The organism is Micrococcaceae bacterium Sec5.7 (assembly GCA_039636785.1).
Lineage (GTDB): Bacteria > Actinomycetota > Actinomycetes > Actinomycetales > Micrococcaceae > Arthrobacter.
Genome location: CP144169.1, coordinates 792137 through 817908, shown reverse-complemented (window position 1 = coordinate 817908; position 25772 = coordinate 792137). Strand labels below are relative to the sequence as shown.

The window sequence follows — 25772 nt, the reverse complement described above, 5'->3', positions numbered from 1 at the left end:
CAGCGTCGGGTGAACTGTTAGGCACCAATAGGTGAACGTTAGCTGAACCGGCCGCCGATTCGCAGCAGATGCACCCTTGCCGCATTTCTGACGGCATAAGCTGGAGCCGTGGATCCTATGCTCGTTGGTGTCATCGCCGGCCTGATCGGCCTGTCGTTCGGCATCTTTGGCGTGCTCGCATTCAGGGTCAGCGAAAAGCAGCGGAAGCTGGTGGACGTCGATTTCGATGAACCCGCTCTGCCTGCCGGCGCCGCTGAGGTGCTTGCCGTCGTAGGACGGGCGTTTGTTGTGGTGGACGCGATCGACGGCGTGGTGCGTGCCAGCCCGGGCGCCTATGCCTACGGCCTGGTCCGCGGCCACACCGTGGTCCACAAACAGCTTCTGGACATGACGGCAGGGGTCCGGCGGGACGGCGTCATCCTCGAGAAGCAGCTGGAACTCCCGCGCGGTCCCCTGGGCCAGGGAACCATCATTGTCCAGGTCCGGGCAGCCATGCTTGGCGAGGAATACATCCTGCTCCTGGCTGATGACCGCACCGAGATCACCCGCACCGAGGAGATCCGGAACGACTTTGTGGCCAACGTGTCCCACGAACTCAAAACCCCTGTGGGAGCCATCTCGCTCCTTGCGGAGGCGCTGGAATCGTCGGCAGACGATGAAGAAGCCGTGCGCCGGTTTGCCAAGCGTATGCACAAGGAATCAGCCCGCCTGGCCGCGCTGGTGCAGGACATCATTGAACTGTCCCGTCTGCAGGGGGCAAATGTCGCACAGCAGGGCCACCCCGTCGACATCAACACCGTGATCACAGAGGCGGTGGATCGTTCGCAGCTGCCGGCCGAGAGCAAAAACATCGAGATCGTCATCGGCGGCCGGGTGGATGCGATGGTCTACGGCGACCAGGACCTGCTGGTCACGGCCCTGCGGAACCTGATTGACAACGCCATCCGGTATTCGCCGGAGAACACCCGGGTGGGTATCGGTGTCCGCGCCAAAGAGGGCCTCATTGCCGTGTCGGTGACGGACCAGGGCGGCGGGCTCACCCCGGAGGACCAGGAACGGGTCTTCGAACGCTTTTACCGGGTGGACGCAGCGAGGTCGCGCCACACAGGCGGAACCGGGCTGGGCCTGAGCATCGTCAAGCACGTCATTTCCAACCACGGCGGCGAAGTGACCCTCTGGTCACAGCCGGGGCAGGGATCAACATTTACACTGCGGCTTCCGGAGATGGAAGGGCAGGAGGAGAACGACGAACCAGCGCCCCGCTCTACCTCCGGGCGGCCAAAAGCCATTCAACGACACGACGCCGCCGGCGTCCACGAACAAGGAGCTAGCGCTTGAGCAGGATTCTTATTGTCGAGGACGAAGAATCGTTCAGCGACCCGTTGTCCTATCTGCTGGGCAAGGAAGGTTTTGAGGTCGGGGTTGTGGACAACGGCCTGGACGCCATCACAGAGTTTGACCGCAACGGCGCCGACCTCGTGTTGTTGGACCTGCAGCTCCCGGGTCTGTCCGGCACCGAAGTCTGCCGCCAGCTTCGCCAGCGTTCCAGCGTGCCGGTCATCATGCTTACCGCCAAGGATTCGGAAATCGACAAGGTGGTGGGGCTGGAGCTTGGTGCGGACGATTATGTCACCAAGCCGTATTCCTCCCGCGAGCTCGTGGCCCGTGTGCGCGCTGTCCTGCGCCGCCAGGGCGAGCCCGAGGAACTGATCTCCTCCACCGTCCAGGCAGGTCCGGTACGTATGGATATCGAGCGCCACGTGGTCAGTGTGGGCGGGGAACAGGTATCCCTGCCGCTCAAGGAGTTTGAACTTCTGGAGATGCTCCTCCGCAACTCCGGCCGCGTCCTGACACGCGGCCAGCTGATCGACCGTGTCTGGGGCTCCGACTATGTGGGCGACACCAAAACCCTCGACGTCCATGTGAAGAGGCTCCGCAGCAAAATCGAACCGGACCCCTCGGTGCCTCGATACCTCGTCACCGTCCGGGGACTTGGCTACAAGTTCGAGCCGTAAACCGGCAGCCAGACAGGACAGCAAACGCAAAGGAGGGGCTCCCCGCCGGGGAGCCCCTCCTTTTATGCTGTGATAGCGGCCGGTGAGCCGCACTGGCGGACGGTCCTCCGCCAGTGGTTGGCGCTCGCTAGTGGTTGGCGCTCGACGTCGGCGACGGCGTCGGTGAGCTCGTTTGGGCCGGTTCGCTTTCGGCCGGCAGATACTGCTTGTAGGAATCCAACGTGCCGTCCAAAACGGGCACCCCAATGGGCTTGTCCAGGTTAGTGCCGTCTTCAGCGATCCTTACCTCGACCTGGGACCCGGGATCACCGCCTGTGGTGCTGAGGATCGCCGCATCAGTGGACTCGTTCAGCAGGGTGTAGGACTTCTGCTTGACGGAAACCTGGGTCTGCGAGCCGGATGCACCGCTGATGGTCAGCTTCACATCCTTGGAGGACGAGTTGTACACGGCACCGATGACGCGGCCCGGCTTGTCCTTTCCGGCGGAGATGATCAGGATGTTGCGGAGCTGCAGGGGGCCCAGATCTGTGCGGATGCCGTCCGAGGCAGCGTACTGGTGAGTAGTCTGCTGTGGGGTGATGTAGCCGCAGCCGGTCACGGTCAGCAGGCTGACGCCAAGGGCGGCCGTTGCCAATGCCAGCTTGCCGCGCTGGCCCCGGTTCATCGCAGTGAAACGCACGTCACTTACTCCTCGAGAGTCTCGAAACATTATTCAGCCATAGCCTATCCATAAACGGGCTTAAACAAGGATTCCGGCCGTACATATTGCCCTTGGCAGTAGTCGTTCAATGCACTATTGTCCGCATCCGTCAAGGGGTCCCGGAGGGTCGATTATCGTCATTTTCCGCGTATTCATGCGGTTCCTGACCCCAAACGGCGACAGTCATATGCCCGAATCGTGATAAACTGGTCTGCGGGAAAGGGGAAAGTCCACATGGTATTTGAGGTCGGCGAGACAGTAGTTTACCCTCACCACGGTGCTGCAAAAATTGAAGAAATCAAGATGCGCACTGTCAAGGGCGAAGAGAAGATGTATCTCAAGCTCAAGGTGGCTCAGGGTGATCTGACCATTGAAGTTCCAGCAGAGAACGTTGACCTTGTTGGGGTCCGGGACGTAGTGGGCAAAGAAGGTCTGGAGCACGTATTTGAGGTGCTGCGGGCCGAGTTCACTGAAGAACCCACCAACTGGTCACGTCGTTACAAGGCAAATCTGGAGAAGCTTGCTTCCGGTGACGTCATCAAGGTTGCAGAGGTCGTTCGTGACCTTTGGCGCCGTGATCACGATCGGGGCCTTTCCGCAGGTGAAAAGCGTATGCTGGCCAAGGCCCGTCAGATTCTGATTTCAGAATTGGCACTGGCTGAAAAGACGGACGAAGAGAAGGCTGCAAGCGTTCTCGACGAAGTTCTGGCTTCCTAAGAATTAAACCCCGGTGGCAAGAGTGCTGCCGGGGTTCTTTTTGCCCAAAATCCCCGGCTGCGTAGCAGTAGACGCTGTTTTGAGCGCCCAAAACGACGTGTGCTGCTACCCGGTTTGGGTAAGTCGGTTGGGATGGAAAGTAGGCTTATACCCATGAACAGTCCATCAACGCGCCCCGTCACCGCCGTCATTGTGGTGGCCGCAGGTTCCGGCGAACGCCTGGGCTACGGAATGCCCAAAGCCAAGGTACCGCTGGGCGGTGAAGCCATGCTCACACATGCCCTGCGCGGAGTTGCCGCAGCCGGGCTTGCCCGTCAGATCTGTGTGGCAGTGCCCAAGGGCGACACCGGGCTGCGCGGGCTCTGTGACTCATTCGTAGCGGAACTCGAGGCAAACCTGAACGCCGGGCATTCAGGCAAGCCGGCGCTGCATCCCGTCATCACTGTGGTCGACGGCGGGTCCACCCGTTCGGATTCCGTCAGGTCTGGCCTTGCAGCCTTGCAGGAAGGCATCGAAGCGGTACTGGTCCATGATGCCGCGCGGGCGCTTACCCCGGAGTCCGTCTTCCACCGGGTGGTGGAGGCGCTGGCCGCCGGAGCAGTTGCGGTCATCCCAGTCATCCCGGTGGTGGACACCGTCAAGACGGTGGCGGATACACAGGGCGACGACGCCCGGATCGCCCCTGAGCTGGTCACCGGAACAGCGCCCAGGGAGAAACTGCGGGCCGTCCAGACGCCGCAGGGCTTCGATCTGGCCACCCTGAGGCGCGCCCACGAGGCCGCGGCCTTGTTCGATGACCACCAGTCTGCCTCCGTCACCGACGATGCCATGCTGGTGGAGCTGCTCGGCGTTCCGGTACACGCCGTCCACGGCGCCACCCAATCCTTGAAAATCACCACCCCGCTTGACCTGATCATCGCCGAAGGCCTGCTCGAGGGCCCGCTGGGCGTCCGTTGGGTAGAAGGCTGAGCATGCGCGGTCAGAGTGTGGAAGGCTGAAACCATGAATCTTCCGAGGACCGGAATCGGCATCGATGTCCACGCGTACGCTCCGAGGGACCAGCCCCAGCCGCTCTGGCTGGGGGGCCTGTTCTGGGATGGAGAGCGCGGCCTCGCAGGCCATTCCGACGGCGACCCCGTGGCCCACGCGGCAGCGGACGCCTTGTTTTCGGCCTGCGGAATCGGGGACCTTGGCACCCACTTCGGCACCGACCGGCCGGAACTCGCAGGGGCTTCCGGTGCCACACTGCTGGCTGAGGCCGCCCGGATCGTCAGGGCCGAGGGCTTCGAAATCGGCAACATTGCCGTGCAGTTCGTGGCCAACCGACCCAAGTTCGGACCGCGCCGCGAGGAATCGCAGCGAGTCCTGAGCGAGGCCGCCGGCGCGCCCGTCAGCGTCGCCGCCACCACCAGCGACGGACTCGGCTTCACCGGCCGAGGCGAAGGCATCTCGGCCGTAGCAACTGCGCTGGTATGCCGCGAAGGAGACCACGCGTGAAAAAGCTGTTTGCCGCCGTCGTGATTGCAGGACTCCTGCTTACCGGTTGTGCCGGAACGCCGAAAATGAGCGTTCAGGAGAGCTGCACTTTCCTGAACAACGACACTTTTGTGCCCACAGGCAACCAGCAGCAGCAGGCGGACCAGATCGCCAAGCACTACCAGGACGTGGCGGACAAGGTGGCCCCGGAGCTGGCCGACCCGATCCAGAAAATGGCGGACGTCATGAAAAAGGTGGCCGGCACATCGCTCGGAACCAAGAGCGCCGAGCAGACCGCCCAGCTCACCGAACAGAACAACCGGATCGGCGAAGTCTGCAAATAAGCGTCTGAACCTGCATCGGCTAATCTGGAGCGGTGACCCTGCGCTTTTACGACACAGCATCCGCCGAAGTCCGTGACTTCACCCCTCTGACACCGGGCAAGGCGAGCCTTTACTACTGCGGCGCCACTGTGCAGGGAATGCCGCACGTGGGTCACATCCGCTCGGCAATTGCCTTTGACCAGCTCACGCGCTGGCTTGAATACCGCGGGTTCCGGGCCACGGTGGTCCGCAACGTCACCGACATCGATGACAAGATCCTGGCCAGGTCGGCGGCATCCTTCGGGCCGGACTTCGAGGACGAGCCCGGCTCTGTCCGGCAGGAAGAGTGGTGGGCGCTTGCCTACCGGTACGAGCAGGAATTTCTCAAGGCCTACGACACCCTGGGCGTATCACGTCCCACCTATGAGCCCCGCGCCACCGGCCACATCCCTGAGATGCACGTGCTCATCCAGCAGCTGATCGACCTCGGCCACGCCTACCCGGCGCTTGACGATTCCGGCGATGTCTATTTCGACGTGCGCTCCTGGAGCAAATACGGCTCGCTGACGCGGCAGAAGATCGATGACATGCAGAGCGCGGCCGATGCTGATCCCCGCGGTAAGAAAGACCCCCGCGACTTCGCGCTGTGGAAGGGCTACAAAGAAGGGGAGCCGACGACGGCAAGCTGGGTTTCGCCATGGGGCACCGGCCGCCCGGGCTGGCACCTCGAATGCTCCGCCATGGTCACCAAATACCTCGGCACGGAATTCGACATCCACGGCGGAGGCCTGGATTTGCGCTTCCCGCACCACGAGAACGAGATGGCCCAGTCACAGGCAGCCGGGCACGGCTTCGCGAATTTCTGGATGCACAACGGCATGGTCACCTATCAGGGCGAAAAGATGTCCAAGTCCATCGGCAACACCGTCAGCCCGGCAGAAATGCTGGAGCTCGCGTCGCCCCGGGTTGTCCGCTACTACCTCGGTCAGGCGCAGTACCGCTCCGTGCTGGACTATCAGCCCACGTCGCTGCAGGAAGCCGCCGCGGCAGTTGAGCGGATCGACGGTTTCATCAGCCGTTCGGTCCGGGCGCTTTCCGGCAACGGGGCGTTCCGGTCTGCCGGCCACGGCGCTGTTCCGGATGACTTTGCGGCGGCCATGGACGACGACCTCAACGTTCCGCAGGCGTTGGGTGTAGTGCACGAAACCGTCCGCGCCGGGAACAACTCACTCACAACAGGCGATCTCGACGGCGTTCTGCAGGCATTCACCAGCGTCACGAACATGCTTGGCGTACTCGGGATTGACAGCGCAGCAAAGCCCGCCATGGACGAACAGGCCAGCACCGCACTCGGCGTCCTTGTGGAAGCACAGCTCGCCGCACGGGCGGACGCGCGGGGCAGTAAGAACTGGGCCGCCTCGGACGCCATCCGGGACACACTCGCCGCAGCCGGCGTCGACGTCGAGGACGGTCCTGACGGCGCCCGCTGGAGCCTCCAGCGGGGCTGAAGTTCGCCGTCGTTCCCGATTTAACTTGATTCAGTAGACTTGATTGCAGACGCACTCGCTCAATCAAGGATGGAACTCATGGCCAACAACGGTCGCCGGTCGGTCAAAATGAAGAAGGGCCCCACCGTCGGAACCGGTGGCCATGGCCGCAAGGCTCTGGAAGGAAAGGGCCCCACGCCCAAGGCGGAAGACCGCCCGTACCACAAGGCCCACAAGAATAAGCAGCTTTCCGAGCGGTCTGAGGCCAAGCGCGGCACCGGCCGCAGCACCGGAGCCCGTTCAGGCCCGAAGGGCCGCGCCACGGAGGAAGTGGTCACCGGCCGTAACTCGGTGGTTGAAGCATTGCGCGCCGGCATTCCGGCCAAGGCACTTCACATTGCTATCCGCATCGAGATGGATGACCGTGTCAAGGAATCCCTCAAGCTGGCGGCCGAACGAGGCATCCCCCTGATGGAAACCGGCAAGCCTGAGCTTGACCGCATGACCGAGGACGCTGTCCACCAGGGCCTCGTGCTGCAGATCCCGCCGTACGAATACCAGGACGCCTACGATCTTGCAGAGCAGACTGTGGATCGGTGGAAAAAGGGCCACGTATCCAACGCGCCACTCTTTGTGGCCCTGGATGGCATCACTGATCCCCGCAACCTGGGTGCAATCATCCGCTCGGTCTCGGCATTCAGTGGACACGGCGTCATTGTTCCTGAGCGCCGCTCTGTGGGCGTCACCGCTTCAGCCTGGAAGACCAGTGCGGGTGCGGCCGTCCGCGTTCCCGTGGCCCGTGCCGCCAATCTGAACAGCGCCTTGAAGCAATTCAAAAACATGGGCATCTTTGTTCTGGGACTCGACGGCGACGGCGACGTCTCGCTGCCCGACCTCACCCTCGCAACCGAACCGGTCTGCATCGTGGTCGGCTCCGAAGGAAAGGGCCTGAGCCGCCTGGTCCGCGAAAACTGCGACCAGATCGTCTCCATCCCGATCGACTCCGCCATGGAATCGCTGAACGCCTCCATGGCCGTCGGTATCTCCCTGTACGAAGTCTCCCGCCAGCGCGCGACTAAGTAAGCCTGCAGCCGCGGCGAGCGGCTGGACTTTTGCCGGCTGCTGCGCTCGTTCCTCACGCAACAATGCAGCCTACACAAAAGCCCAGCCTTCGCCCCGTCCCTTAATACGGTGGTCGAGCCCGTCGAGACCCCAACCGCCGCCGAGCCGGCCGTGGGGTCTCGCTCTGGTTAAAGGTCCCGGCGGTTGGCCAGGACCGGGAGCTTCTTGCGGGCTTCCTGTACGACGACGGGATCCAGTTCCGCGAACAGGAGGCCCGGGGCGCCGTCGAGCGTGTCAAGGATCTCGCCGAGCGGGGACACGACGGCGGAATGCCCCACTCCGGTGGGGGCCGCGCCCTTGGCTTCAACGCCCTGGGTGGCGGGATCACCCTGGCCACAGGCCAGCACATATGTGGTGGTGTCCACCGCTCGGGCGCGGGCCAGCAGCCGCCACTGGTCCACCTTGCCGGGACCTGGACCCCAGGATGCACAGACAATGTTGGCGAAAGCGCCACGGGCCGCATTAGCCGTGAAAAGGGCAGGGAATCTGATGTCGTAGCAGGTGGCCAGACCGAATGTCACACCGCCGGCTTCGAAAGTCACCGGTCCGGTTCCCGGTTCCACGGTGTCCGATTCCAGAAAGCCGAAAGCGTCAAAGAGGTGGATCTTGTCGTAGCTGGCGTTCACGCCCGGGCCCGTGGCAAGCAGCGTGTTGCGGACTTTGCGTTGGTCGCCATGGGACGTTCCGGGGGTGAACATGCCGGCCACGATCACGACGCCCAGGGAGGCAGCGATCTCGCGCACCCGGGAGGCCCATGGGCCGTCGAGGGGCTCGGCAATGTCCACCAGGGAATTTCCAAAGGCGCGCATCGTAGCTTCCGGGAACACCACCAGCTCCGCGCCGCCATCCTTCGCCTGGCGGGCGTAGTCTTCCAGAACAGCAAGATTTTCGGCCGGATCGCGGCCCGTGATGACTTGAGCAAGTGCAACTCGCACAATTACCTCCAAATTGGTGTATACGTAAAGTATGCAACGACGACCGGGGGACGCGGCTACAGGCCGGCAAAAAGCCTACGAGTATTTGCGTGACCAGATCCTTGTGGACCCTGGCATGCAGGGGAAATTTGTCAACGAACAGGAACTCGCCCGCGACATCGGGGTGTCCCGGACGCCAGTCCGTGAAGCGCTGCTCCTGCTGGTCTCCGACGGGCTGATAGAGCTGATCCCCAACCGGGGAGCACTCATTCCGGTGATCTCCGGCCGCCAGATCGCAGAGCTGTTCGAGCTGCGCGGTGTCCTGGAGCGACATGCCGCCGCAACAACCATCAAATCCGGTGCAGTGCCGGTGGCTGAGATGGCCCGGACGCTGGACGAGCAGCGCCAGGCACTGTCCGCCGAGGGCGTGCTCAACGGAACGGGGCGCAATCGGGCCACCGAATTCATCCGGCTGGATCAGCATTTTCATCAGCTCCTCATTGACGCCGGCTCCAACGAACTGATTTCCCAGACGTACAGCAAGCTCCGGGCACGCCAGGTGTTCGTTGGGGTGGAGGCACTCTTCCGGACCCATGACCGGCAAAGCCGGGTTTGCGATGAGCATCAAGTGATTGTGGAAGCGCTCCGGCGAGGCGATGTGGATGCTGCACAAGCAGCCATTGACCACCACCTCGCCGTCACGCTTGATCTTTTCCTGCGGGCCTGAAACCCCGGGCCTGAAACCAGACCAGTCCGGCCGCAGGACCAGAACAAGCCCAGCGGCCTAGGCCTTGGCCGGAACCGTGTGGATGGCGGCGTAGCTCTGCAGGTAGTCTTCGTCTTCCTGAACGTTTGAGTCCCTGCCCAGCGATAGCCCCACCAAGGTGAGGGCGCACGCAACGCTCACGTAGATGGCTACGGGCACCCAGGTTCCGAACGTGCTGAGAAGCACTGTGAACATCAGCGGCGCAATGGCTCCGCCGATCACACCGGCAAAGGTGTAGGCCAGCGAGGAGCCGGTGGACCGGAGCCGCGGGGAGAACTGTTCCACCACAAACGCTGCCTGCGGTCCGTACATAAACGAATGGGCCAACAGCCCCAGGACAATGCCCACCACCAGGACCACAGGTGACTTGCCTTCCAGCGGAATGAAGAAAACATAGGCCCAGACAGCGCCCGCAACGGCTGCCACGCCATAGACCAGCCGCCGGTTGGTCCTGTCCGACACAGCGCCGGCCAGCGGAATGGCCACCAGTTGGAAAGCGGAACCCACCATAACGGCCACCAGGACCTGATTTCGTTGCAGGCCCAGGGCTGTGGTGCCGTACGTCAGGGTGAACACCGTGAACATGGCGTACAGGACATCGGGACCCACGCGGCTGAGGATGGCGGCGATCAACGGGCGGAGTTCATGCTTGAACACCTCGGTGACGGGTGCGTTGGGGCATCGCCCCGGGCCTCGATGGCCTTGAACACCGGTCGGGCCGCCCGGTAAACCAGGCGGTGACATCCGCCGGTTCAAGGGGGCATGCGGCGCGACGCCAGGCACGTCATATACAGGAAAACATCAGTCATTCGTGGCGGACGGCTAAACTTCAAGTAATGGTTATGCCTCTCTTAGACACAGCTTCCACCGTGGACGCCTCGCAGGCGATTCCTCTCGGTATCAGCGTTCCGCGCACGGGTTCCCCTGCAACGGACGACCCTTCGCGAGCCTGCGCAAACGTAGCGGTCTACGCGCCCGGTGTCACCACGCTGGAAATTGCGTATCAGGCGCCCGGCGGGAACTGGCGGCTCCAGACTCTGCCGAACGTCACCGACGGTGTCCATCACGGCATTGTGGAGGGCCTCCCTCCGGGGTCTCGGTACGGATTCCGGACCACTCCGAAGAAAGAGGCGCTGCCGCTGTCGGTCCCCACCCTGGATTTTGACGACGACGGCGGCCAACCGTTGCTGATGGACCCTTACGGCCACGCCGTGGACCAGCGCGGACGATTCCTGACGAGCGTCCGGATGTCCAGTGACTTTGACTGGGGCTCGGACCAGAGTCCCCGGCTGCCCTGGCGGAACACCATCATCTACGAGGCCCACGTCCGCGGCCAGAGCATGCTGCACCCCGATATTCCGGCGGAGCTGCGGGGCACCTACGCGGGAATGGCGCATCCGGCCATGATCGAACACCTGACAGGACTGGGCATCACGGCAGTCCAGTTGCTGCCGGTTCACTTCCACCTGGACGAGCCGCACCTGCAGAACCTCGGCCTGACCAACTACTGGGGCTACAACACAGCCGCGTTTTTTGCCCCGCATCCCGGGTACGCCACCAGGTCCGCCCAGGACGCCGGACCGCACGCCGTCCAGGATGAGTTCAAGGGCATGGTCAAGCTGCTCCACGCCGCCGGCCTCGAGGTGATTCTCGACGTCGTCTACAACCACACGGCCGAGGGCGGCCCGAATGGCCAGACGCTGAGTTTCCGTGGTCTCGGAGAAGGGGAGTACTACCGTACGGACGGCCACGGCAGATACCTGGACACCACAGGCTGCGGCAACAGCCTGAATTTCGGCGAACCCCGCGTGGTGCAGCTCGTGCTGGACTCGCTGCGGTACTGGGCGACTGAATTCCACATTGACGGGTTCCGCTTCGACCTCGCCGTGACGCTGTGCCGCGATGCATCGAACGACTTCGATCCCAGCCATCCCTTCCTCATGGCAATCGCGGCGGATCCCGTCCTTTCCAGGGTCAAACTCATCGCGGAACCCTGGGATGTCGGCTATGGCGGCTGGCAGACAGGCCGGTTCCCCACCGGGTGGGTGGACTGGAATGACCATTTCCGCGATGGGGTTCGCTCCTTCTGGGTAGCCGACCGGGCTTCCATTGACGCGGGCGGCCAGGCCGGTTCCGTGGCGCGGCTGGCGGACGCTATGTCCGGATCGGCGAGCCTCTTTGAAGGATCAGGCCGTTCACGGCTTGCCTCGGTCAACCTCATCACGGCGCATGACGGCTTCACGCTCTCTGACCTTGTCTCGTATGACCGCAAGCACAATGAGGCCAACGGGGAACAGAACCGTGACGGCCACGGCGACAACCTGAGCTACAACCACGGTTTCGAGGGCCGCACCGAGGATGAGAGCATCCACGCCCAGCGGGCCCAGACCAGCCGCAACCTGATGGCTTCGCTGATGATTTCCCTCGGCGTTCCCATGATCACGGCAGGCGATGAAATAGCTCGTACCCAGCAGGGCAACAACAACGCCTACTGCCAGGACAACCCCATCGCCTGGCTGGACTGGACCAGCACGCCGGAATCCCACGCCATGCTGCGCAGCACCAAGCGCGTCATCCGTCTACGCAAGGAATTCCTTGCCGGCCAGCCCCGTCACTACCCGGTGCGGGACGAACAGTCGTACCTGTACTGGTTCGATGAAGACGGCCAGCCCATGTCCATGGACGGCTGGAATAACCCCGGGCACAGGGTGGTCCAGCTGCTTTTGGGTTCCGACGACGGTGAGGTGGCCGGGCTCGTGGTGGTCAACGGCACCCCGGCCGACGTCAAGATCACCCTGCCCAAGGTCACCAACGACGACGGCGCCGGCAGCCGGCTATTTGAGCTCCGGTTGACCACATCCGAACTCCATGACCGCCGCCAGGGCGGCCGGGTGGCCTCAGGTGAACGGGACGTTGTGCAGGCAAACTCCATCGACATCTACCGAACATAGGTTAAGCAGGCACGTAGGTTCAGTAGGTGGGGGAGGCAAGAACATGCGCAGACCAGTCACGGTTGCCGTGCTGCTCATCGGCCTTGTTGCCTTGGCGTTGTTGGTCTCCAACAACGCACTGTTCCCCGGCATGGGAAGTCCGACGGCGGCAGAAACCTCCGCCGTCAGCCCAGGACCTTCCGCCGTCAGATCCGGTGCGCCGGCAGTGGCGCCGAGCCCCTCGACGCTCGCGACAGTCAAGGAATCGGCGCTGCCGGCCGAAGGCCGCGAAACCCTTGTCCTGATCAGCCGGGGCGGCCCGTACCCTTATCGCGCGGGCGACGGGACATTCGGCAATTTCGAACAGATCCTTCCGCAAAAGCAGGAAGGGTATTACAAGGAATACACGGTCATCACCCCCGGGGAGCCTGACCGGGGTGCCCGCAGGATCGTGGCCGGCGATGCGGGCGAGAAGTACTACACGCAGGACCACTACGATTCGTTCAAGTTCATAGCAGAAGGCAAGTAAAGCACCCATGAAGATATATTCCTCTGACACCTGGACCATCGAAGAACTAAAGCACCAGGTGAAGGACGCAGACCGCCGCAGCCTGGTGATCCCGCCCGCAGACACGAAAAAGGCTGTGCTGGAGACGTTCGGCGAAGCACTGGACTTCCCGGAGCACTATGGCGTGAACCTGGACGCCCTCAATGATTGCCTCCATGACTTTGCGGACGGCATCCCGGACCACGGCAAGGCACCGATCACGCTCATCTGGCAGATCCCCGAGGCGTTCCGGACAAACCGCACCTTCGGCATCATCTGCGAAATCCTCCAGGACGCCGAAGCCTACGCCGGCAAGGACCTCGCCGTCATCGCAGTGTTCCTATAGGCAGGCGGTCGGGTTTGTCGAACCCCCGCCTTCGCACCCCGGAGTCAGGCGTTGACGATCAGCCCCAGCTCGGCCTTGGACGCCAGGGCCTCGTGCTTGGGGAGCACCCGGACGGTGTAGCCGAAGGAGCCGGAGCGGTCGATCACCACGGAGCCGCTGAACAGGTGGCGCCCGTTGCCCAGCTCTTCCACGGAGTCGAGCTCCAACACGGTCACTTCTGCGAGCTCGTCGCCTTCCTCGGCCCGGCCGTATGCAACCTCAACGGACACATCCCCGGGAGTCAGGGTGTGCAGACCCACATAGGCGTTGACCTGCAGGGTGTCGCCGATCTGCGGATCCTCTGAAACGCCGACGGAGTCAACGTGCTCCACCTGAACCTGCGGCCAGGCGGCACGGACCCTGGAGGTCCAGCCTGCCAGGGTCTTGGCCTGGGCAAAGGAATCGGCCGCAGCCTGGCGTCCTGCAATGGCGGCAGGGCGGTACAGGATGTTCACGTAGTCCCGGAGCATGCGGTCCGCTGAAACAGCCGGTCCCAGATGCGCCAGGGTGTGCTTGATCATGGAGACCCAGTGGGTGGGAATCTTCTCCTGCGCCGACTGGGAAGGCCCGGCCGCGCCGGCGGCTTCGGACACCGTGGTGCCGTAGAAACGCGGCGCCACCTGGGTTTCCAGCAGCTCGTAGAGCGCTGCGGCCTCGATGTCGTCGCGTTCCTCGGGGGAAACGCCGTTGTCGGCCGTGGGAATCGCCCAGCCGTTTTCGCCGTCGTACATTTCATCCCACCAGCCGTCCAGAACCGAAAGGTTGAGCGAGCCGTTGATCGCCGCCTTCATGCCTGACGTGCCGCAGGCCTCGAGCGGGCGCAGGGGATTGTTAAGCCAAACATCGCAGCCGGGGAACAGCGTCCTGGCCATTGCGATGTCGTAGTTGGGCAGGAACGCAATCCGGTGCCGGACCTCGGGGTCATCGGTGAACCGGACCAGGTCCTGGATCATCTTCTTGCCGGCGTCGTCCGCCGGGTGGGACTTGCCGGCGATGACCAGCTGGATGGGGTGCCTTTCGTGCAGGAGCAGGGCCTTGAGCCGCTCCGGCTCGCGCAGCATCAGGGTCAGCCTCTTGTACGTGGGAACACGGCGGGCGAATCCGATGGTGAGGACATCCGGGTCCAGCACGGAGCCCGTCCAGCCCAGCTCCGCATCCGCAGCGCCACGCTTCTTCCACGCGGCGCGCAGCCTGCGCCTCACGTCCTCCACGAGGGAGACACGCATCTCGCGACGCAGCGCCCACACATCCTCGTCGCTGACGTTGTACGCGAGGTCCCAGCGGCCCAGGGCCTCGGCTTCTGCGCCGAATTGCTCCCTGGCCAGCTTGGACACGCGGGCGTCAACCCATGTGGGCACGTGAACTCCGTTGGTCACCGACGAGATGGGTATTTCGGAGTGGTCGAATCCCGGCCACAGGGCGGAGAACATGCCGCGCGACACTTCGCCGTGGAGCTTCGCCACACCGTTGGCACGCTGGGCCAGCCGCAGCCCCATCACTGCCATGTTGAAAACCGAAGGATTGCCGTCGGTGAAGTTCTCCCGGCCAAGGTCCAGAATCCGGGTCACGGGCACATCGGGTGCCAGCCCGGCCTCGAAGAAGTGCTGGATCTGGGACGTCTCAAAACGGTCGATGCCCGCAGGCACCGGTGTGTGCGTTGTAAAAACGGTGGACGCCCGGCCGGCCGTGAGTGCCTCTTCCCAGGTCAGCGGCTGCTCCGCTGACATCAGTTCCTGGATCCGCTCGATGCCCAGGAATCCGGCGTGGCCCTCGTTCGTGTGGAAAACTTCAGGCGCTGCCACCCCCGTGAGCTGCTGGTAAACACGCAATGCCTTCACCCCGCCCATGCCCAGCAGCAGCTCCTGCTGCAGCCGGTGGTCTCCGCCGCCGCCATAGAGGCGGTCGGTGATGCCGCGGGCGGCGTCGTCGTTGCCCGGCACATTCGAGTCCAGCAACAGCAAAGGGACGCGTCCGACGTCGGCACGCCAGATGTGCGCGAGCAGCCGGCGCCCGTGGGGGAGAGGCAGCGAAATCTGGATGGCCTTGCCGTTGCCGTCCTCGGACGGTTCCCGGAGCAGCGTCAGTGGCAGGCCGTCGGGGTCGAGGACCGGGTAGGTCTCCTGCTGCCATGCATCCCGGGAAAGGGACTGCTTGAAGTAGCCGGCCTGGTAGAGCAGGCCCACTCCGATCAGCGGCACCCCCAGGTCCGAGGCGGCCTTGAGATGGTCGCCTGCCAGGATCCCCAGTCCGCCGGAGTACTGCGGCAGGACCTCGGTGATGCCGAATTCGGGGGAGAAGTAAGCAATGGACGCCGGTGCGTCGTCGCCGAGGCTCTGGTACCAGCGGGGTTGCTCGAGGTACCTGTCCAGGTCTTCAGCGGCCGCGTGGACCCGGCGCACCACGTCCTCATCCGCAGCCAGCCGATGCAGCTCCTCACGGCTGACCAGCCCCAGGAAGGTGACCGGATCGTTGCCGCTTTCATCCCAGACGGCGCGGTTCAGATGCTCGAAGAGTTCCCGTGTGGGCCGGTGCCAGGACCAGCGCAGGTTGGTTGCCAGCCTGGCCAGCGGCCGGATGGGCTCCGGGAGAACGGTGCGGACGGTAAATCTGCGGATAGCCTTCACCTGCGCCACACTAACGGACAACATGGACCGCTGGGACACGTTTGGGTTTCTTTTAGGTAAATGACACATTGCACCGATGAAAATGCGGCAACCCTTCGCATATTGGTATTTTTCTCGCTAACGTCGAGCCTGTGACATCTAACGCGAGAACCAGCGCCGCATCAAAGCAAAAGCCGAAGGGCCAGATCACTGATGGACTTCGGTTTGGCCGCTTCCCCATCACGGCCGTGCAGCCGGTGGTGGAGGGCGGAAAGTACCCCGCCAAAGCGTTGCCGGGCGAAGGGCTTGTTGTCGGGGCCACGGCTTTCCGCGAGGGTCACGATCAGCTCGGCGTCACCGCCGTACTGCTGGATCCCAAAGGCAAGGAACGCCAGCGCGTCCGGCTGTCCCCCCCGCCCGGGGACCGCGGAAAGGGGACCGACCGCTGGGAGGGCATCATCACGCCGTCGTCCGCCGGAAACTGGTCCTTCCTCATTGAAGCCTGGCACGACCGCTACGGGACATGGCATCACAATGCCGAGGTCAAGGTGGAAGCCGGCATCGACGTCGAACTGATGCTCGCCGAAGGTGCTGCCCTTTTGGGAGAAGCGGCCGACGACGCCTCCCGGAATTCCGCCGACAGGCGCGCCCTGCGCACGGCTTCTGCCGCGTTGGGTGACTCGGTAAAAACCGCCGAGCAACGCCTGGCCGCAGGATTCGGCGCTGACATTGCCGCCGTCGTCGGACGCCAGCCCATCCGCGAAATGGTGACCGTCTCCGAGCAGTACCCGCTGCTGGTGGAAAGGGACCTGGCCGGACGCGGCGCCTGGTATGAATTCTTCCCGCGGTCCGAGGGCGCCGTCAGGGACCCGGACAACGGCGCGTGGACCTCCGGCACCTTCCGGACAGCCGCCGAGCGGCTGGACGCGGTGGCGGACATGGGATTCGACGTCATCTACCTGCCGCCCATCCACCCGATCGGGGTGCAGCACCGCAAGGGCCCCAACAACACCCTGCTGGCAGGACCGCACGATCCGGGCTCGCCGTGGGCCATCGGAGCAAAGGAGGGCGGCCATGACGCCATCCATCCCGAACTCGGCACGTTCGAGGACTTCGACGCCTTTGTAGTCCGTGCCAAAGAGCTGGGACTGGAAGTCGCCCTGGACCTGGCGCTCCAGGCCGCACCGGACCACCCATGGGTTGAATCGAATCCGGAATGGTTCAACACCCGGGTGGACGGCAGCATCGCCTACGCCGAGAATCCGCCGAAGAAATACCAGGACATTTACCCGCTCAATTTCGACAACGATCCGGCGGGACTGTCCAAGGAAATCCTGCGGGTCGTGCAGCTCTGGATCAGCCACGGTGTGAAGATCTTCCGCGTAGACAATCCGCACACCAAGCCGGTGTGGTTCTGGGAATGGCTGATCGCGAAGGTCAACAAAAAGAACCCCGGAGTGGTGTTCCTCGCAGAAGCCTTCACCCGGCCCGCCATGATGCATGCTCTGGGCAAGGCAGGTTTCCAGCAGTCCTACACCTACTTCACGTGGCGGAACACCAAGGAGGAGCTGGAGGAGTACTTCACCGAAGTCAGCCACGAGTCGCCGGCATATTTCCGGCCCAACTTCTTTGTCAACACCCCGGACATCCTCACCGAGTACCTGCAATACGGTGGACCGGCCGCCTTTAAGATCCGCGCTGCGCTCGCCGCAACGGCCAGCCCGCTCTGGGGGGTCTACGCAGGGTATGAACTTTACGAACACGTCGCCAGACCGGGCGCTGAGGAGTACATCGACAACGAGAAATTCGAGTACAAAGCCCGCGACTGGGATGCGGCGGCCGCGTCAGGCCGGACCCTCTCGCCCTACCTGACACGGCTCAATGAGATCCGCCACGCGCATCCTGCCTTCGGCGATCTGCAGAACCTCACGCTGCACCACAGCACCGACGACGCCACCATCGTCTACTCCAAACACAAAACACTCCCGGACGGCGCCAAGGACACCGTCATCCTGGTGATCAACGTGGATCCGCACAGTACTCGGGAGAGCACGGTGTCCCTGGACCTGTCGGCCCTTCAGCTGGACCCGGCCGACCTCACACCAAACGGCGGGTTCCGGGTAGTTGATCTGATCACCGGCGAAAGCTGGGAATGGGGAGAATACAACTACGTCCGCCTTGATGCCCACGTGGAACCGGCACACATTCTGAGCATCAGGAGGTAGCATCAGTGAGTTTCAGTCCGCAGAATATCGGCCAGCATTTTACACCGAAGAGCACGTTTGAACTGAACGCTCCCGGCCTCCAGCATGATCCCCTGTGGTATCGGAAGGCCGTGTTCTACGAGGTGCTGGTCAGGGGTTTCGCGGACGCCAACGGGGACGGTTCCGGTGATTTCCACGGCCTCATCGAGAAACTCGACTACCTGCAGTGGCTGGGCGTGGACTGCCTGTGGCTGCCGCCGTTCTTCCAGTCCCCGCTCCGTGACGGCGGCTATGACATCTCGGATTACAACTCCGTGCTGGACGAGTTCGGTACCATCAGCGATTTCAAGCGGCTGGTGGCGGAGGCGCACGCCCGCGGCGTGAGGGTGATCATCGACCTTCCGCTGAACCACACCTCGGACCAACACCCCTGGTTCCAGGAATCCCGCAAGGACCCGGAAGGGCCGTTCGGCGACTTCTACGTGTGGAGCGATACGGACGAGAAGTACCAGGAAGCCCGCATCATCTTTGTGGATACTGAGGAATCCAACTGGACTTTTGACCCCATCCGCCGCCAGTTCTTCTGGCACCGGTTCTTCGGGCACCAGCCGGATCTCAACTTTGAGAACCCCAAGGTAATCGACGCTCTCTTCGACGTCGTCAGGTTCTGGCTGGACCAGGGGATCGACGGCTTCCGGGCTGATGCCATCCCGTACCTGTTCGAGGAGGAGGGCACCAACTGCGAAAACCTTCCGGCAACCCACGCTTTCCTTCGCAGACTGCGGGCCATGGTTGATGAAAGTTACCCTGGCAGGGTCATCATCGCCGAAGCGAACCAGCCGCCCAACGAAGTGGTGGAGTATTTCGGGACCGAGGAAGAGCCCGAATGCCACATGGCTTTCCACTTTCCCATCATGCCGCGGCTCTACTACGCCCTGCGGGACCAGAAAGCCGCGCCCATCATCGAGACCATGCATGACACGCCTGCCATTCCGGCGGGTGCCCAGTGGGGAACGTTCCTGCGTAATCACGACGAACTCACGCTGGAAATGGTCACGCCGGATGAACGTGCGGCGATGCTTGGCTGGTACGCCCCGGATCCCCGGATGCGGGCCAACATCGGCATCAGGCGCCGGCTGGCGCCGCTACTGGACAATTCCCGGTCCGAAATCGAGCTGATCAACGCTTTGCTGCTCTCGCTTCCGGGCAGCCCGTTCCTGTACTACGGGGACGAGATCGGCATGGGTGACAACATCTGGCTCGAGGACCGCGATGCAGTCCGCACCCCCATGCAGTGGAGTCCGGACCGCAATGCCGGCTTCTCCAACGCGGATCCGGGCAAACTGTACCTGCCGGTCATCCAGTCACTGGTCTACAACTACAGCATGGCGAATGTGGAGGCCGAGGCTGCGCACTCCGGTTCGCTGCTGCGGTGGACCCGCCAGATCCTGAGCGTCCGGCGGAACCATCCCGCCTTCGGCCTGGGCAGCTTCACACACGTTGAAGCGGACCACGACGTTGTGCTGGCATACCTGCGCGAGCTGCCGGATGACAACGCGGAAAGCGTGGACGGTGAAGCAATCCTGTGCACATTTAACCTGTCCCAGCATCCGGTGGCCACGACGCTCCGCATCCCGCAATACGCCGGGCGCGGGCTGAGGGATGTCTTCGGCGGACAGCCGTTCCCCGGAATCGGGGCCGACGGGACGCTGACGCTGACACTTGGCAGCCACGATTTCTTCTGGCTGCGGGTCCGCTCCTCCACATCCAACCCGGCCTCCCCGTACACGCAGGCCCTCCCGGTCCTGCCCATCGAAGCCTGATATGACCGGACCGGCCCTGACTCCCAGCCTCGGAGAACTGTTGAGTGCGTGGCTGCCACGCCAGCGCTGGTTCCCGGTGAAATCGGCGGACTTCACGCTGGCGCGCGTCGGCGGCGTGCGCCTGGAGGATCCGGCCGGACAGGTGGGGCTTGAAGTATTCCTTGTGTCCGTGACATCCGCGGTGGCCGACGGCGGCAGCCGCACCGACGTTGTTCAGGTTCCGCTGAGCTACCGCCGCGAACCGCTCGCAGGCATGGGGCGGGCGCTTATCGGGGAAGGCGACCACTCGGAGTTCGGCCATCGCTGGATCTACGACGCCGTGCACGATCCCGTGTTCATTTCCGAATGGCTGGAGCTGATGCGCCATGAAGGCCTCCCGGCGGCCGGAACCGCCACCGGCCACCTGGCCCCATCGGGCTATCGTCTTCCGACGGCCTCCGGTACTGTCCGGGTCCTCTCCGGTGAGCAATCCAACAGTTCGGTGATTGTTGACGACGGCGGTTCCGCGGCGATCGTAAAATTCTTCCGGGTATTGTCCGAGGGCCGGAACCCGGAGGTTGAAGTTGGTGAGGCCCTCACCGCCGCCGGCACCGCCGAAGTGCCGGCGACCTTGGGCTGGGTCCGGGGAGATTGGGAATCCTGCGCGGATGCACCGAGCGGTTCCCGCCAAGTGCATGGCGAGCTCGCTGTTGCCCATGAGTTCCTCGCCGGCGGCCGCGATGCGTGGCGGCTGGCCGTCGATGCAGCACGGACGGGAGCGGACTTCACGGCTGAAGCCAGGGCCCTCGGTGCAGCCACAGCCACCGTACACCGCAGGCTTGCTGAGACGTTGGGGCTGTCCGAGGAATCCGTCCCGGGACGGGACATTGCCCCCGGGGTGGCCCAGCGTGTCCGTCAGTCCTGGGCAGAGGCATGCGCCGCCGTCGGACCGTATGACCAGGCGCTGGGCGAGCTGCTGAAGGAGCTGGAAGGCAGCCACGCAGGTGCCCTTCAGAGGATCCATGGCGATCTCCATCTCGGGCAGATTCTGCAGGTTCCCGGCGGCCCGGGAGAACCTGCCCGTTGGGCCATCCTGGACTTCGAAGGCGAGCCTCTTCGCCCCATCGCTGAGCGCAATTTTCCCGATGACCCCCTTCGCGATGTGGTGGGTATGCTGCGCTCTTTCGACTACGCGGCAGGTGCCGCGGAACGCGAGCAGAAGGCGGTCAGCGTCCCGGCGTCGTGGGTGGACGAATGCGCCGAGGCATTCCTTGCCGGCTATACGGGGGTCACACCCCGAACCATTGACCGTGGCTCGCCCCTCTTTGTGGCATTGTGGCTGGATAAGGCCCTGTACGAAGTGGTGTATGAATTGCGGAACAGACCGGAGTGGCTGGCCATCCCGGTGAATGCGTCCAGACGGCTCCTCAGCAGTAAAGGCTCCGGCGAACCGGCCGGAGCCGCAGCGGAAGGTAACAAAATGACAGGCCCAGCACGTACCGAACGGCCCCGTGTGCCGATTCATGTCGACGCAGACACCCTGGCCAGGATCTCGGCCGGCGAGCATCACGCGCCTCATTCAGTTCTGGGCGCGCACCTGGACGACCACGGCCACGTCACCGTCCGCACCGTCAGGCACCTTGCGGCGTCGGTGTCCGTTGTGACCGCCGCCGGGTCCGTGCCCATGGAACACGAGACCGACGGCATCTGGTCAGCCGTGCTTGATCCGCTGGAGCCGGGGCACGTGCCGGACTACCGGCTGGAGGTGGCTTACCAGGACATCGCACCGCAGACGGTGGATGACCCGTACCGCTACCTGCCGACGGTGGGAGAGGTGGATCTGCACCTGATCGGCGAAGGCCGCCACGAGAAACTATGGAGCGTCCTGGGTGCACACGTCCAGCATTACAAGTCCGCGCTGGGAGACGTGGACGGTGTTTCCTTCGCAGTTTGGGCGCCCAATGCCCAGGCCGTGCGCGTCAAAGGCGATTTCAACGCCTGGGACGGCAGGGAAAACTCCCTGCGTTCCCTCGGGTCTTCCGGAGTATGGGAAGTGTTCATCCCCGGCGTTTTAGCAGGGGCGTGCTATAAATTCGAAATCAAAACCAAGAGCGGTTACTGGGTCGAGAAGGCCGATCCGATGGCCTACGGAACCGAGGTTCCGCCGCTGACGGCCTCAAGGGTTGTTGAGTCGCACTACCGGTTCAAGGACTCAAAGTGGATGGCCGCCCGTGCGGCGCGCGATCCGCATAACTCCCCCATGAGCACATACGAGGTCCATCTGGGATCATGGCGCGTGGGCCTCGGCTACCGCGAGCTCGCCAAAGAACTGGTTGAGTACGTGCAGTGGCTCGGCTTCACCCATGTTGAGTTCATGCCGGTGGCGGAGCACCCCTTTGGCGGTTCCTGGGGCTACCAGGTCACGTCCTACTTCGCCCCGACTTCACGATTTGGCCACCCGGATGAGTTCCGGTACCTCGTTGACGCACTGCATCAGGCAGGCATCGGCGTCCTGCTGGACTGGGTACCCGCGCACTTCCCGAAGGACGCCTGGGCTCTCGCGCAGTTCGACGGCGAAGCCCTCTATGAGCACTCGGATCCGAACCTGGGCGAGCACCCGGACTGGGGAACACTCATCTTTGACTACGGCCGGTCCGAGGTGCGCAACTTCCTGGTGGCGAACGCCCTGTACTGGCTTGATGAATTCCATATTGACGGGCTTCGCGTGGATGCCGTGGCCTCCATGCTCTACCTGGACTACTCGCGCGAAGAGGGCCAGTGGCAGCCCAACCGCTTCGGCGGGCGCGAAAACCTTGAAGCAATCTCGTTCCTGCAGGAAGTCAATGCCACCGTCTACAAAACGCATCCTGGCGTTGTCACCATCGCTGAGGAATCCACGGCTTTCCCCGGCGTTACCGCACCCACCAGTCAAGGTGGCCTGGGATTCGGCATCAAGTGGAACATGGGCTGGATGCACGATTCCCTCAAGTACGCCTCAGAGGATCCGGTCAACCGCAAATGGCACCATGGGACCGTCACGTTCTCGCTGATCTACGCCTTCACGGAGAACTTCCTCCTGCCCATCAGCCATGACGAAGTTGTGCACGGCAAGTGCTCCATGCTTCGCAAGATGCCCGGAGACCGCTGGCAGCAACTGGCAAACCTCCGTGCCTTCCTCGCGTACCAGTGGGCGCATCCGGGCAAGCAGCTGATCTTTATGGGCACGGAATTCGGCCAGGAAGCCGAGTGGTCGGAGCAGCACGGCCTGGACTGGTGGCTGGCGGATATTCCTGCACACCGTGGTGTGCAGCTGCTGACCAAGGACCTGAATGAGCTCTACAGCTCCACCCCGGCAATGTACTCACGTGACAACGAGCCCGGTGGCTTCCAATGGATCAATGGAGGCGACGCCGACCACAACGTCCTGACGTTCATCCGCTGGGATACCGAGGGCAATCCGCTGGTGTGCGCTGTGAACTTCTCAGGCGGCCCGCACCACGGCTATGCAATCGGAGTGCCGGCCGCGGGGGAGTGGACCGAAGTGCTGAACACGGATGCATCGGCCTATGGAGGTTCGGGAGTGGTCAACCACGGTCCGTTGGTGGCGGTTGCAGAAGGGCAGGATGGCCAGCCGTCGACCCTGAGCGTCACGCTGCCTCCGCTTGGCGCCGCATACTTCAAGCCAGCGAGTTAGTTCACTCAGGCTGGAGCTGTGAACCGGGAGCCCGGAATCCCCGTGATTCCGGGCTTTTTGGCGCTCTCCAAAGGCCGTGTTGGCCTTCCGGCAAAGTGGTGGTAGAGTTTATTTCCGCGCTGCTCCCCGGAGTTGGTCGGTGAAAATGACACAGATGCCACAGGCAAAATTGAGTCAGGAACGCCGATTTGACTAGGGTGAAGCGAGCGGGTAAGCTTGAAAAGTTGCTCCGGAGCGATCCTGGACCGTTAGGGTTTGGGTGGTGCCGGGTGTGTCTGTTGTTTGAGAACTCAATAGTGTGCCAAGTTTGTTGATACCGGTTTATTTTATATGAATTGGTTGAATTTGCCGGATCCTGCCACCCCGTGGTTGGGGTCTGGTTTTTACAGCTGGTTTCAAATTTTGTGCGGCCTTCACGTCCCGTTTTCCCGGGGGTGTTGGTTGTGTCTGTTTTTGTTTTACTTCAACGGAGAGTTTGATCCTGGCTCAGGATGAACGCTGGCGGCGTGCTTAACACATGCAAGTCGAACGATGATCCCCAGCTTGCTGGGGGTTTTAGTGGCGAACGGGTGAGTAACACGTGAGTAACCTGCCCTTAACTCTGGGATAAGCCTGGGAAACCGGGTCTAATACCGGATATGACTCCTTGCCGCATGGCGGGGGGTGGAAAGCTTTATTGTGGTTTTGGATGGACTCGCGGCCTATCAGCTTGTTGGTGAGGTAATGGCTCACCAAGGCGACGACGGGTAGCCGGCCTGAGAGGGTGACCGGCCACACTGGGACTGAGACACGGCCCAGACTCCTACGGGAGGCAGCAGTGGGGAATATTGCACAATGGGCGCAAGCCTGATGCAGCGACGCCGCGTGAGGGATGACGGCCTTCGGGTTGTAAACCTCTTTCAGTAGGGAAGAAGCGAAAGTGACGGTACCTGCAGAAGAAGCGCCGGCTAACTACGTGCCAGCAGCCGCGGTAATACGTAGGGCGCAAGCGTTATCCGGAATTATTGGGCGTAAAGAGCTCGTAGGCGGTTTGTCGCGTCTGCCGTGAAAGTCCGGGGCTCAACTCCGGATCTGCGGTGGGTACGGGCAGACTAGAGTGATGTAGGGGAGACTGGAATTCCTGGTGTAGCGGTGAAATGCGCAGATATCAGGAGGAACACCGATGGCGAAGGCAGGTCTCTGGGCATTAACTGACGCTGAGGAGCGAAAGCATGGGGAGCGAACAGGATTAGATACCCTGGTAGTCCATGCCGTAAACGTTGGGCACTAGGTGTGGGGGACATTCCACGTTTTCCGCGCCGTAGCTAACGCATTAAGTGCCCCGCCTGGGGAGTACGGCCGCAAGGCTAAAACTCAAAGGAATTGACGGGGGCCCGCACAAGCGGCGGAGCATGCGGATTAATTCGATGCAACGCGAAGAACCTTACCAAGGCTTGACATGGACTGGAAAAGCGCAGAGATGTGCTCCCCTCTTTGAGGCCGGTTCACAGGTGGTGCATGGTTGTCGTCAGCTCGTGTCGTGAGATGTTGGGTTAAGTCCCGCAACGAGCGCAACCCTCGTTCTATGTTGCCAGCGCGTTATGGCGGGGACTCATAGGAGACTGCCGGGGTCAACTCGGAGGAAGGTGGGGACGACGTCAAATCATCATGCCCCTTATGTCTTGGGCTTCACGCATGCTACAATGGCCGGTACAAAGGGTTGCGATACTGTGAGGTGGAGCTAATCCCAAAAAGCCGGTCTCAGTTCGGATTGGGGTCTGCAACTCGACCCCATGAAGTCGGAGTCGCTAGTAATCGCAGATCAGCAACGCTGCGGTGAATACGTTCCCGGGCCTTGTACACACCGCCCGTCAAGTCACGAAAGTTGGTAACACCCGAAGCCGGTGGCCTAACCCCTTGTGGGAGGGAGCTGTCGAAGGTGGGACTGGCGATTGGGACTAAGTCGTAACAAGGTAGCCGTACCGGAAGGTGCGGCTGGATCACCTCCTTTCTAAGGAGCACCTACAATGTCCTGTTTTCCGTGTATGCGGGGGGCGGGGGTTGTCAGGAGTACAGCCCGTTTCGCGGACGATTGTTCCGCGGCGGGT

At 62.8% G+C, this 25772-nt stretch carries 18 protein-coding genes, 1 rRNA gene and 1 pseudogene; 16 read left to right on the top strand and 4 right to left on the bottom strand.

Annotated features, from left to right (window positions below; genetic code table 11):
* Positions 1-117 precede the first annotated feature (117 nt).
* Complete coding sequence (locus tag V3C33_03705; GenBank protein XAS69635.1) at positions 118-1338, top strand: ATP-binding protein; 1221 nt, start codon at positions 118-120, stop codon at positions 1336-1338.
* Entirely contained in the window at positions 1335-2015 is a 681-nt protein-coding gene (locus V3C33_03700) for a response regulator transcription factor (protein ID XAS68433.1), read from the top strand. The genes V3C33_03705 and V3C33_03700 overlap by 4 nt, the downstream gene beginning before the upstream one ends.
* Positions 2016-2142: 127 nt before the next feature.
* On the opposite strand, the gene V3C33_03695 is transcribed toward V3C33_03700, so the two are convergent.
* Positions 2143-2679: a hypothetical protein gene (locus tag V3C33_03695; protein XAS69634.1), complete on the bottom strand. Its 537-nt coding sequence runs from the start codon at positions 2677-2679 to the stop codon at positions 2143-2145.
* A 270-nt stretch (positions 2680-2949) separates the two neighbouring features.
* On the opposite strand from V3C33_03695, the gene V3C33_03690 reads away from it, so the two are divergent.
* The 6 genes from V3C33_03690 (at position 2950) to rlmB (ending at position 7801) form a co-directional block, all read left to right on the top strand.
* Entirely contained in the window at positions 2950-3432 is a 483-nt protein-coding gene (locus V3C33_03690) for a CarD family transcriptional regulator (protein XAS68432.1), read from the top strand.
* Positions 3433-3585: 153 nt separating this feature from the next.
* Positions 3586-4401: a 2-C-methyl-D-erythritol 4-phosphate cytidylyltransferase gene (gene ispD, locus V3C33_03685; protein ID XAS68431.1), complete on the top strand. Its 816-nt coding sequence runs from the start codon at positions 3586-3588 to the stop codon at positions 4399-4401.
* A 33-nt stretch (positions 4402-4434) separates the two neighbouring features.
* Entirely contained in the window at positions 4435-4929 is a 495-nt protein-coding gene (gene ispF / locus V3C33_03680; protein XAS68430.1) for a 2-C-methyl-D-erythritol 2,4-cyclodiphosphate synthase, read from the top strand.
* Positions 4926-5252, top strand: coding sequence for a hypothetical protein (locus V3C33_03675; GenBank protein XAS68429.1), 327 nt, complete (start codon positions 4926-4928; stop codon positions 5250-5252). The genes ispF and V3C33_03675 overlap by 4 nt, the downstream gene beginning before the upstream one ends.
* A gap of 32 nt (positions 5253-5284) precedes the next feature.
* A complete protein-coding gene (gene cysS, locus V3C33_03670; GenBank protein ID XAS68428.1) occupies positions 5285-6739 on the top strand; it encodes a cysteine--tRNA ligase in 1455 nt (484 codons plus the stop codon).
* A 78-nt stretch (positions 6740-6817) separates the two neighbouring features.
* A complete protein-coding gene (gene rlmB / locus V3C33_03665; protein ID XAS68427.1) occupies positions 6818-7801 on the top strand; it encodes a 23S rRNA (guanosine(2251)-2'-O)-methyltransferase RlmB in 984 nt (327 codons plus the stop codon).
* 167 nt (positions 7802-7968) lie between these two features.
* On the opposite strand, the gene V3C33_03660 is transcribed toward rlmB, so the two are convergent.
* The gene (locus V3C33_03660) at positions 7969-8775 is read right to left on the bottom strand and encodes a carbon-nitrogen hydrolase family protein (protein XAS68426.1); all 807 of its coding nucleotides are present in this window, start codon (positions 8773-8775) and stop codon (positions 7969-7971) included.
* 31 nt (positions 8776-8806) lie between these two features.
* Between V3C33_03660 and V3C33_03655 the strand changes: the two genes are divergently transcribed.
* Complete coding sequence (locus V3C33_03655; GenBank protein XAS68425.1) at positions 8807-9481, top strand: GntR family transcriptional regulator; 675 nt, start codon at positions 8807-8809, stop codon at positions 9479-9481.
* 57 nt (positions 9482-9538) lie between these two features.
* Here the strand turns inward: V3C33_03655 and V3C33_03650 are convergent.
* Positions 9539-10233: pseudogene (locus V3C33_03650) on the bottom strand (MFS transporter).
* Between the two features lie 123 nt (positions 10234-10356).
* On the opposite strand from V3C33_03650, the gene glgX reads away from it, so the two are divergent.
* From glgX to V3C33_03635, 3 genes are read left to right on the top strand one after another with little or no spacing between them, the layout of a single operon-like run.
* Positions 10357-12471, top strand: a complete 2115-nt coding sequence (gene glgX / locus V3C33_03645; protein XAS68424.1) for a glycogen debranching protein GlgX — start codon at positions 10357-10359, stop codon at positions 12469-12471.
* A 43-nt stretch (positions 12472-12514) separates the two neighbouring features.
* Positions 12515-12979, top strand: coding sequence for a ribonuclease domain-containing protein (locus tag V3C33_03640; GenBank protein ID XAS68423.1), 465 nt, complete (start codon positions 12515-12517; stop codon positions 12977-12979).
* Positions 12980-12986: 7 nt separating this feature from the next.
* A complete protein-coding gene (locus V3C33_03635) occupies positions 12987-13343 on the top strand; it encodes a barstar family protein (protein XAS68422.1) in 357 nt (118 codons plus the stop codon).
* Between the two features lie 44 nt (positions 13344-13387).
* Here the strand turns inward: V3C33_03635 and glgP are convergent, their stop codons facing one another.
* Positions 13388-16006 carry an alpha-glucan family phosphorylase gene (gene glgP, locus V3C33_03630; protein ID XAS68421.1) on the bottom strand — a complete coding sequence of 873 codons (2619 nt, stop codon included), beginning with the start codon at positions 16004-16006 and terminating at the stop codon, positions 13388-13390.
* Between the two features lie 131 nt (positions 16007-16137).
* On the opposite strand from glgP, the gene V3C33_03625 reads away from it, so the two are divergent.
* From V3C33_03625 to V3C33_03610, 4 genes are all read left to right on the top strand, one after another.
* Positions 16138-18210 carry an alpha-1,4-glucan--maltose-1-phosphate maltosyltransferase gene (locus V3C33_03625; protein XAS68420.1) on the top strand — a complete coding sequence of 691 codons (2073 nt, stop codon included), beginning with the start codon at positions 16138-16140 and terminating at the stop codon, positions 18208-18210.
* 5 nt (positions 18211-18215) lie between these two features.
* Positions 18216-20012 carry a maltose alpha-D-glucosyltransferase gene (gene treS / locus V3C33_03620; GenBank protein XAS68419.1) on the top strand — a complete coding sequence of 599 codons (1797 nt, stop codon included), beginning with the start codon at positions 18216-18218 and terminating at the stop codon, positions 20010-20012.
* Position 20013: 1 nt separating this feature from the next.
* Complete coding sequence (locus V3C33_03615; GenBank protein XAS68418.1) at positions 20014-23685, top strand: 1,4-alpha-glucan branching enzyme; 3672 nt, start codon at positions 20014-20016, stop codon at positions 23683-23685.
* Between the two features lie 463 nt (positions 23686-24148).
* A 16S ribosomal RNA gene (locus V3C33_03610) occupies positions 24149-25675 on the top strand.
* The last annotated feature ends 97 nt before the right edge of the window (positions 25676-25772 follow it).

What these genes read in the sequence shown, in the direction of transcription:
- V3C33_03690 (XAS68432.1), top strand. Translation starts at nt 2,950, where the DNA reads ATGGTATTTGAGGTCGGCGAGACAGTAGTTTACCCTCACCACGGTGCT.
- ispF (XAS68430.1), top strand. Translation starts at nt 4,435, where the DNA reads ATGAATCTTCCGAGGACCGGAATCGGCATCGATGTCCACGCGTACGCT.
- V3C33_03655 (XAS68425.1), top strand. Translation starts at nt 8,807, where the DNA reads ATGCAACGACGACCGGGGGACGCGGCTACAGGCCGGCAAAAAGCCTAC.
- ispD (XAS68431.1), top strand. Translation starts at nt 3,586, where the DNA reads ATGAACAGTCCATCAACGCGCCCCGTCACCGCCGTCATTGTGGTGGCC.
- glgX (XAS68424.1), top strand. Translation starts at nt 10,357, where the DNA reads ATGGTTATGCCTCTCTTAGACACAGCTTCCACCGTGGACGCCTCGCAG.
- V3C33_03635 (XAS68422.1), top strand. Translation starts at nt 12,987, where the DNA reads ATGAAGATATATTCCTCTGACACCTGGACCATCGAAGAACTAAAGCAC.
- V3C33_03695 (XAS69634.1), bottom strand. Translation starts at nt 2,679, where the DNA reads ATGAACCGGGGCCAGCGCGGCAAGCTGGCATTGGCAACGGCCGCCCTT.
- rlmB (XAS68427.1), top strand. Translation starts at nt 6,818, where the DNA reads ATGGCCAACAACGGTCGCCGGTCGGTCAAAATGAAGAAGGGCCCCACC.
- V3C33_03615 (XAS68418.1), top strand. Translation starts at nt 20,014, where the DNA reads ATGACCGGACCGGCCCTGACTCCCAGCCTCGGAGAACTGTTGAGTGCG.
- V3C33_03640 (XAS68423.1), top strand. Translation starts at nt 12,515, where the DNA reads ATGCGCAGACCAGTCACGGTTGCCGTGCTGCTCATCGGCCTTGTTGCC.
- V3C33_03705 (XAS69635.1), top strand. Translation starts at nt 118, where the DNA reads ATGCTCGTTGGTGTCATCGCCGGCCTGATCGGCCTGTCGTTCGGCATC.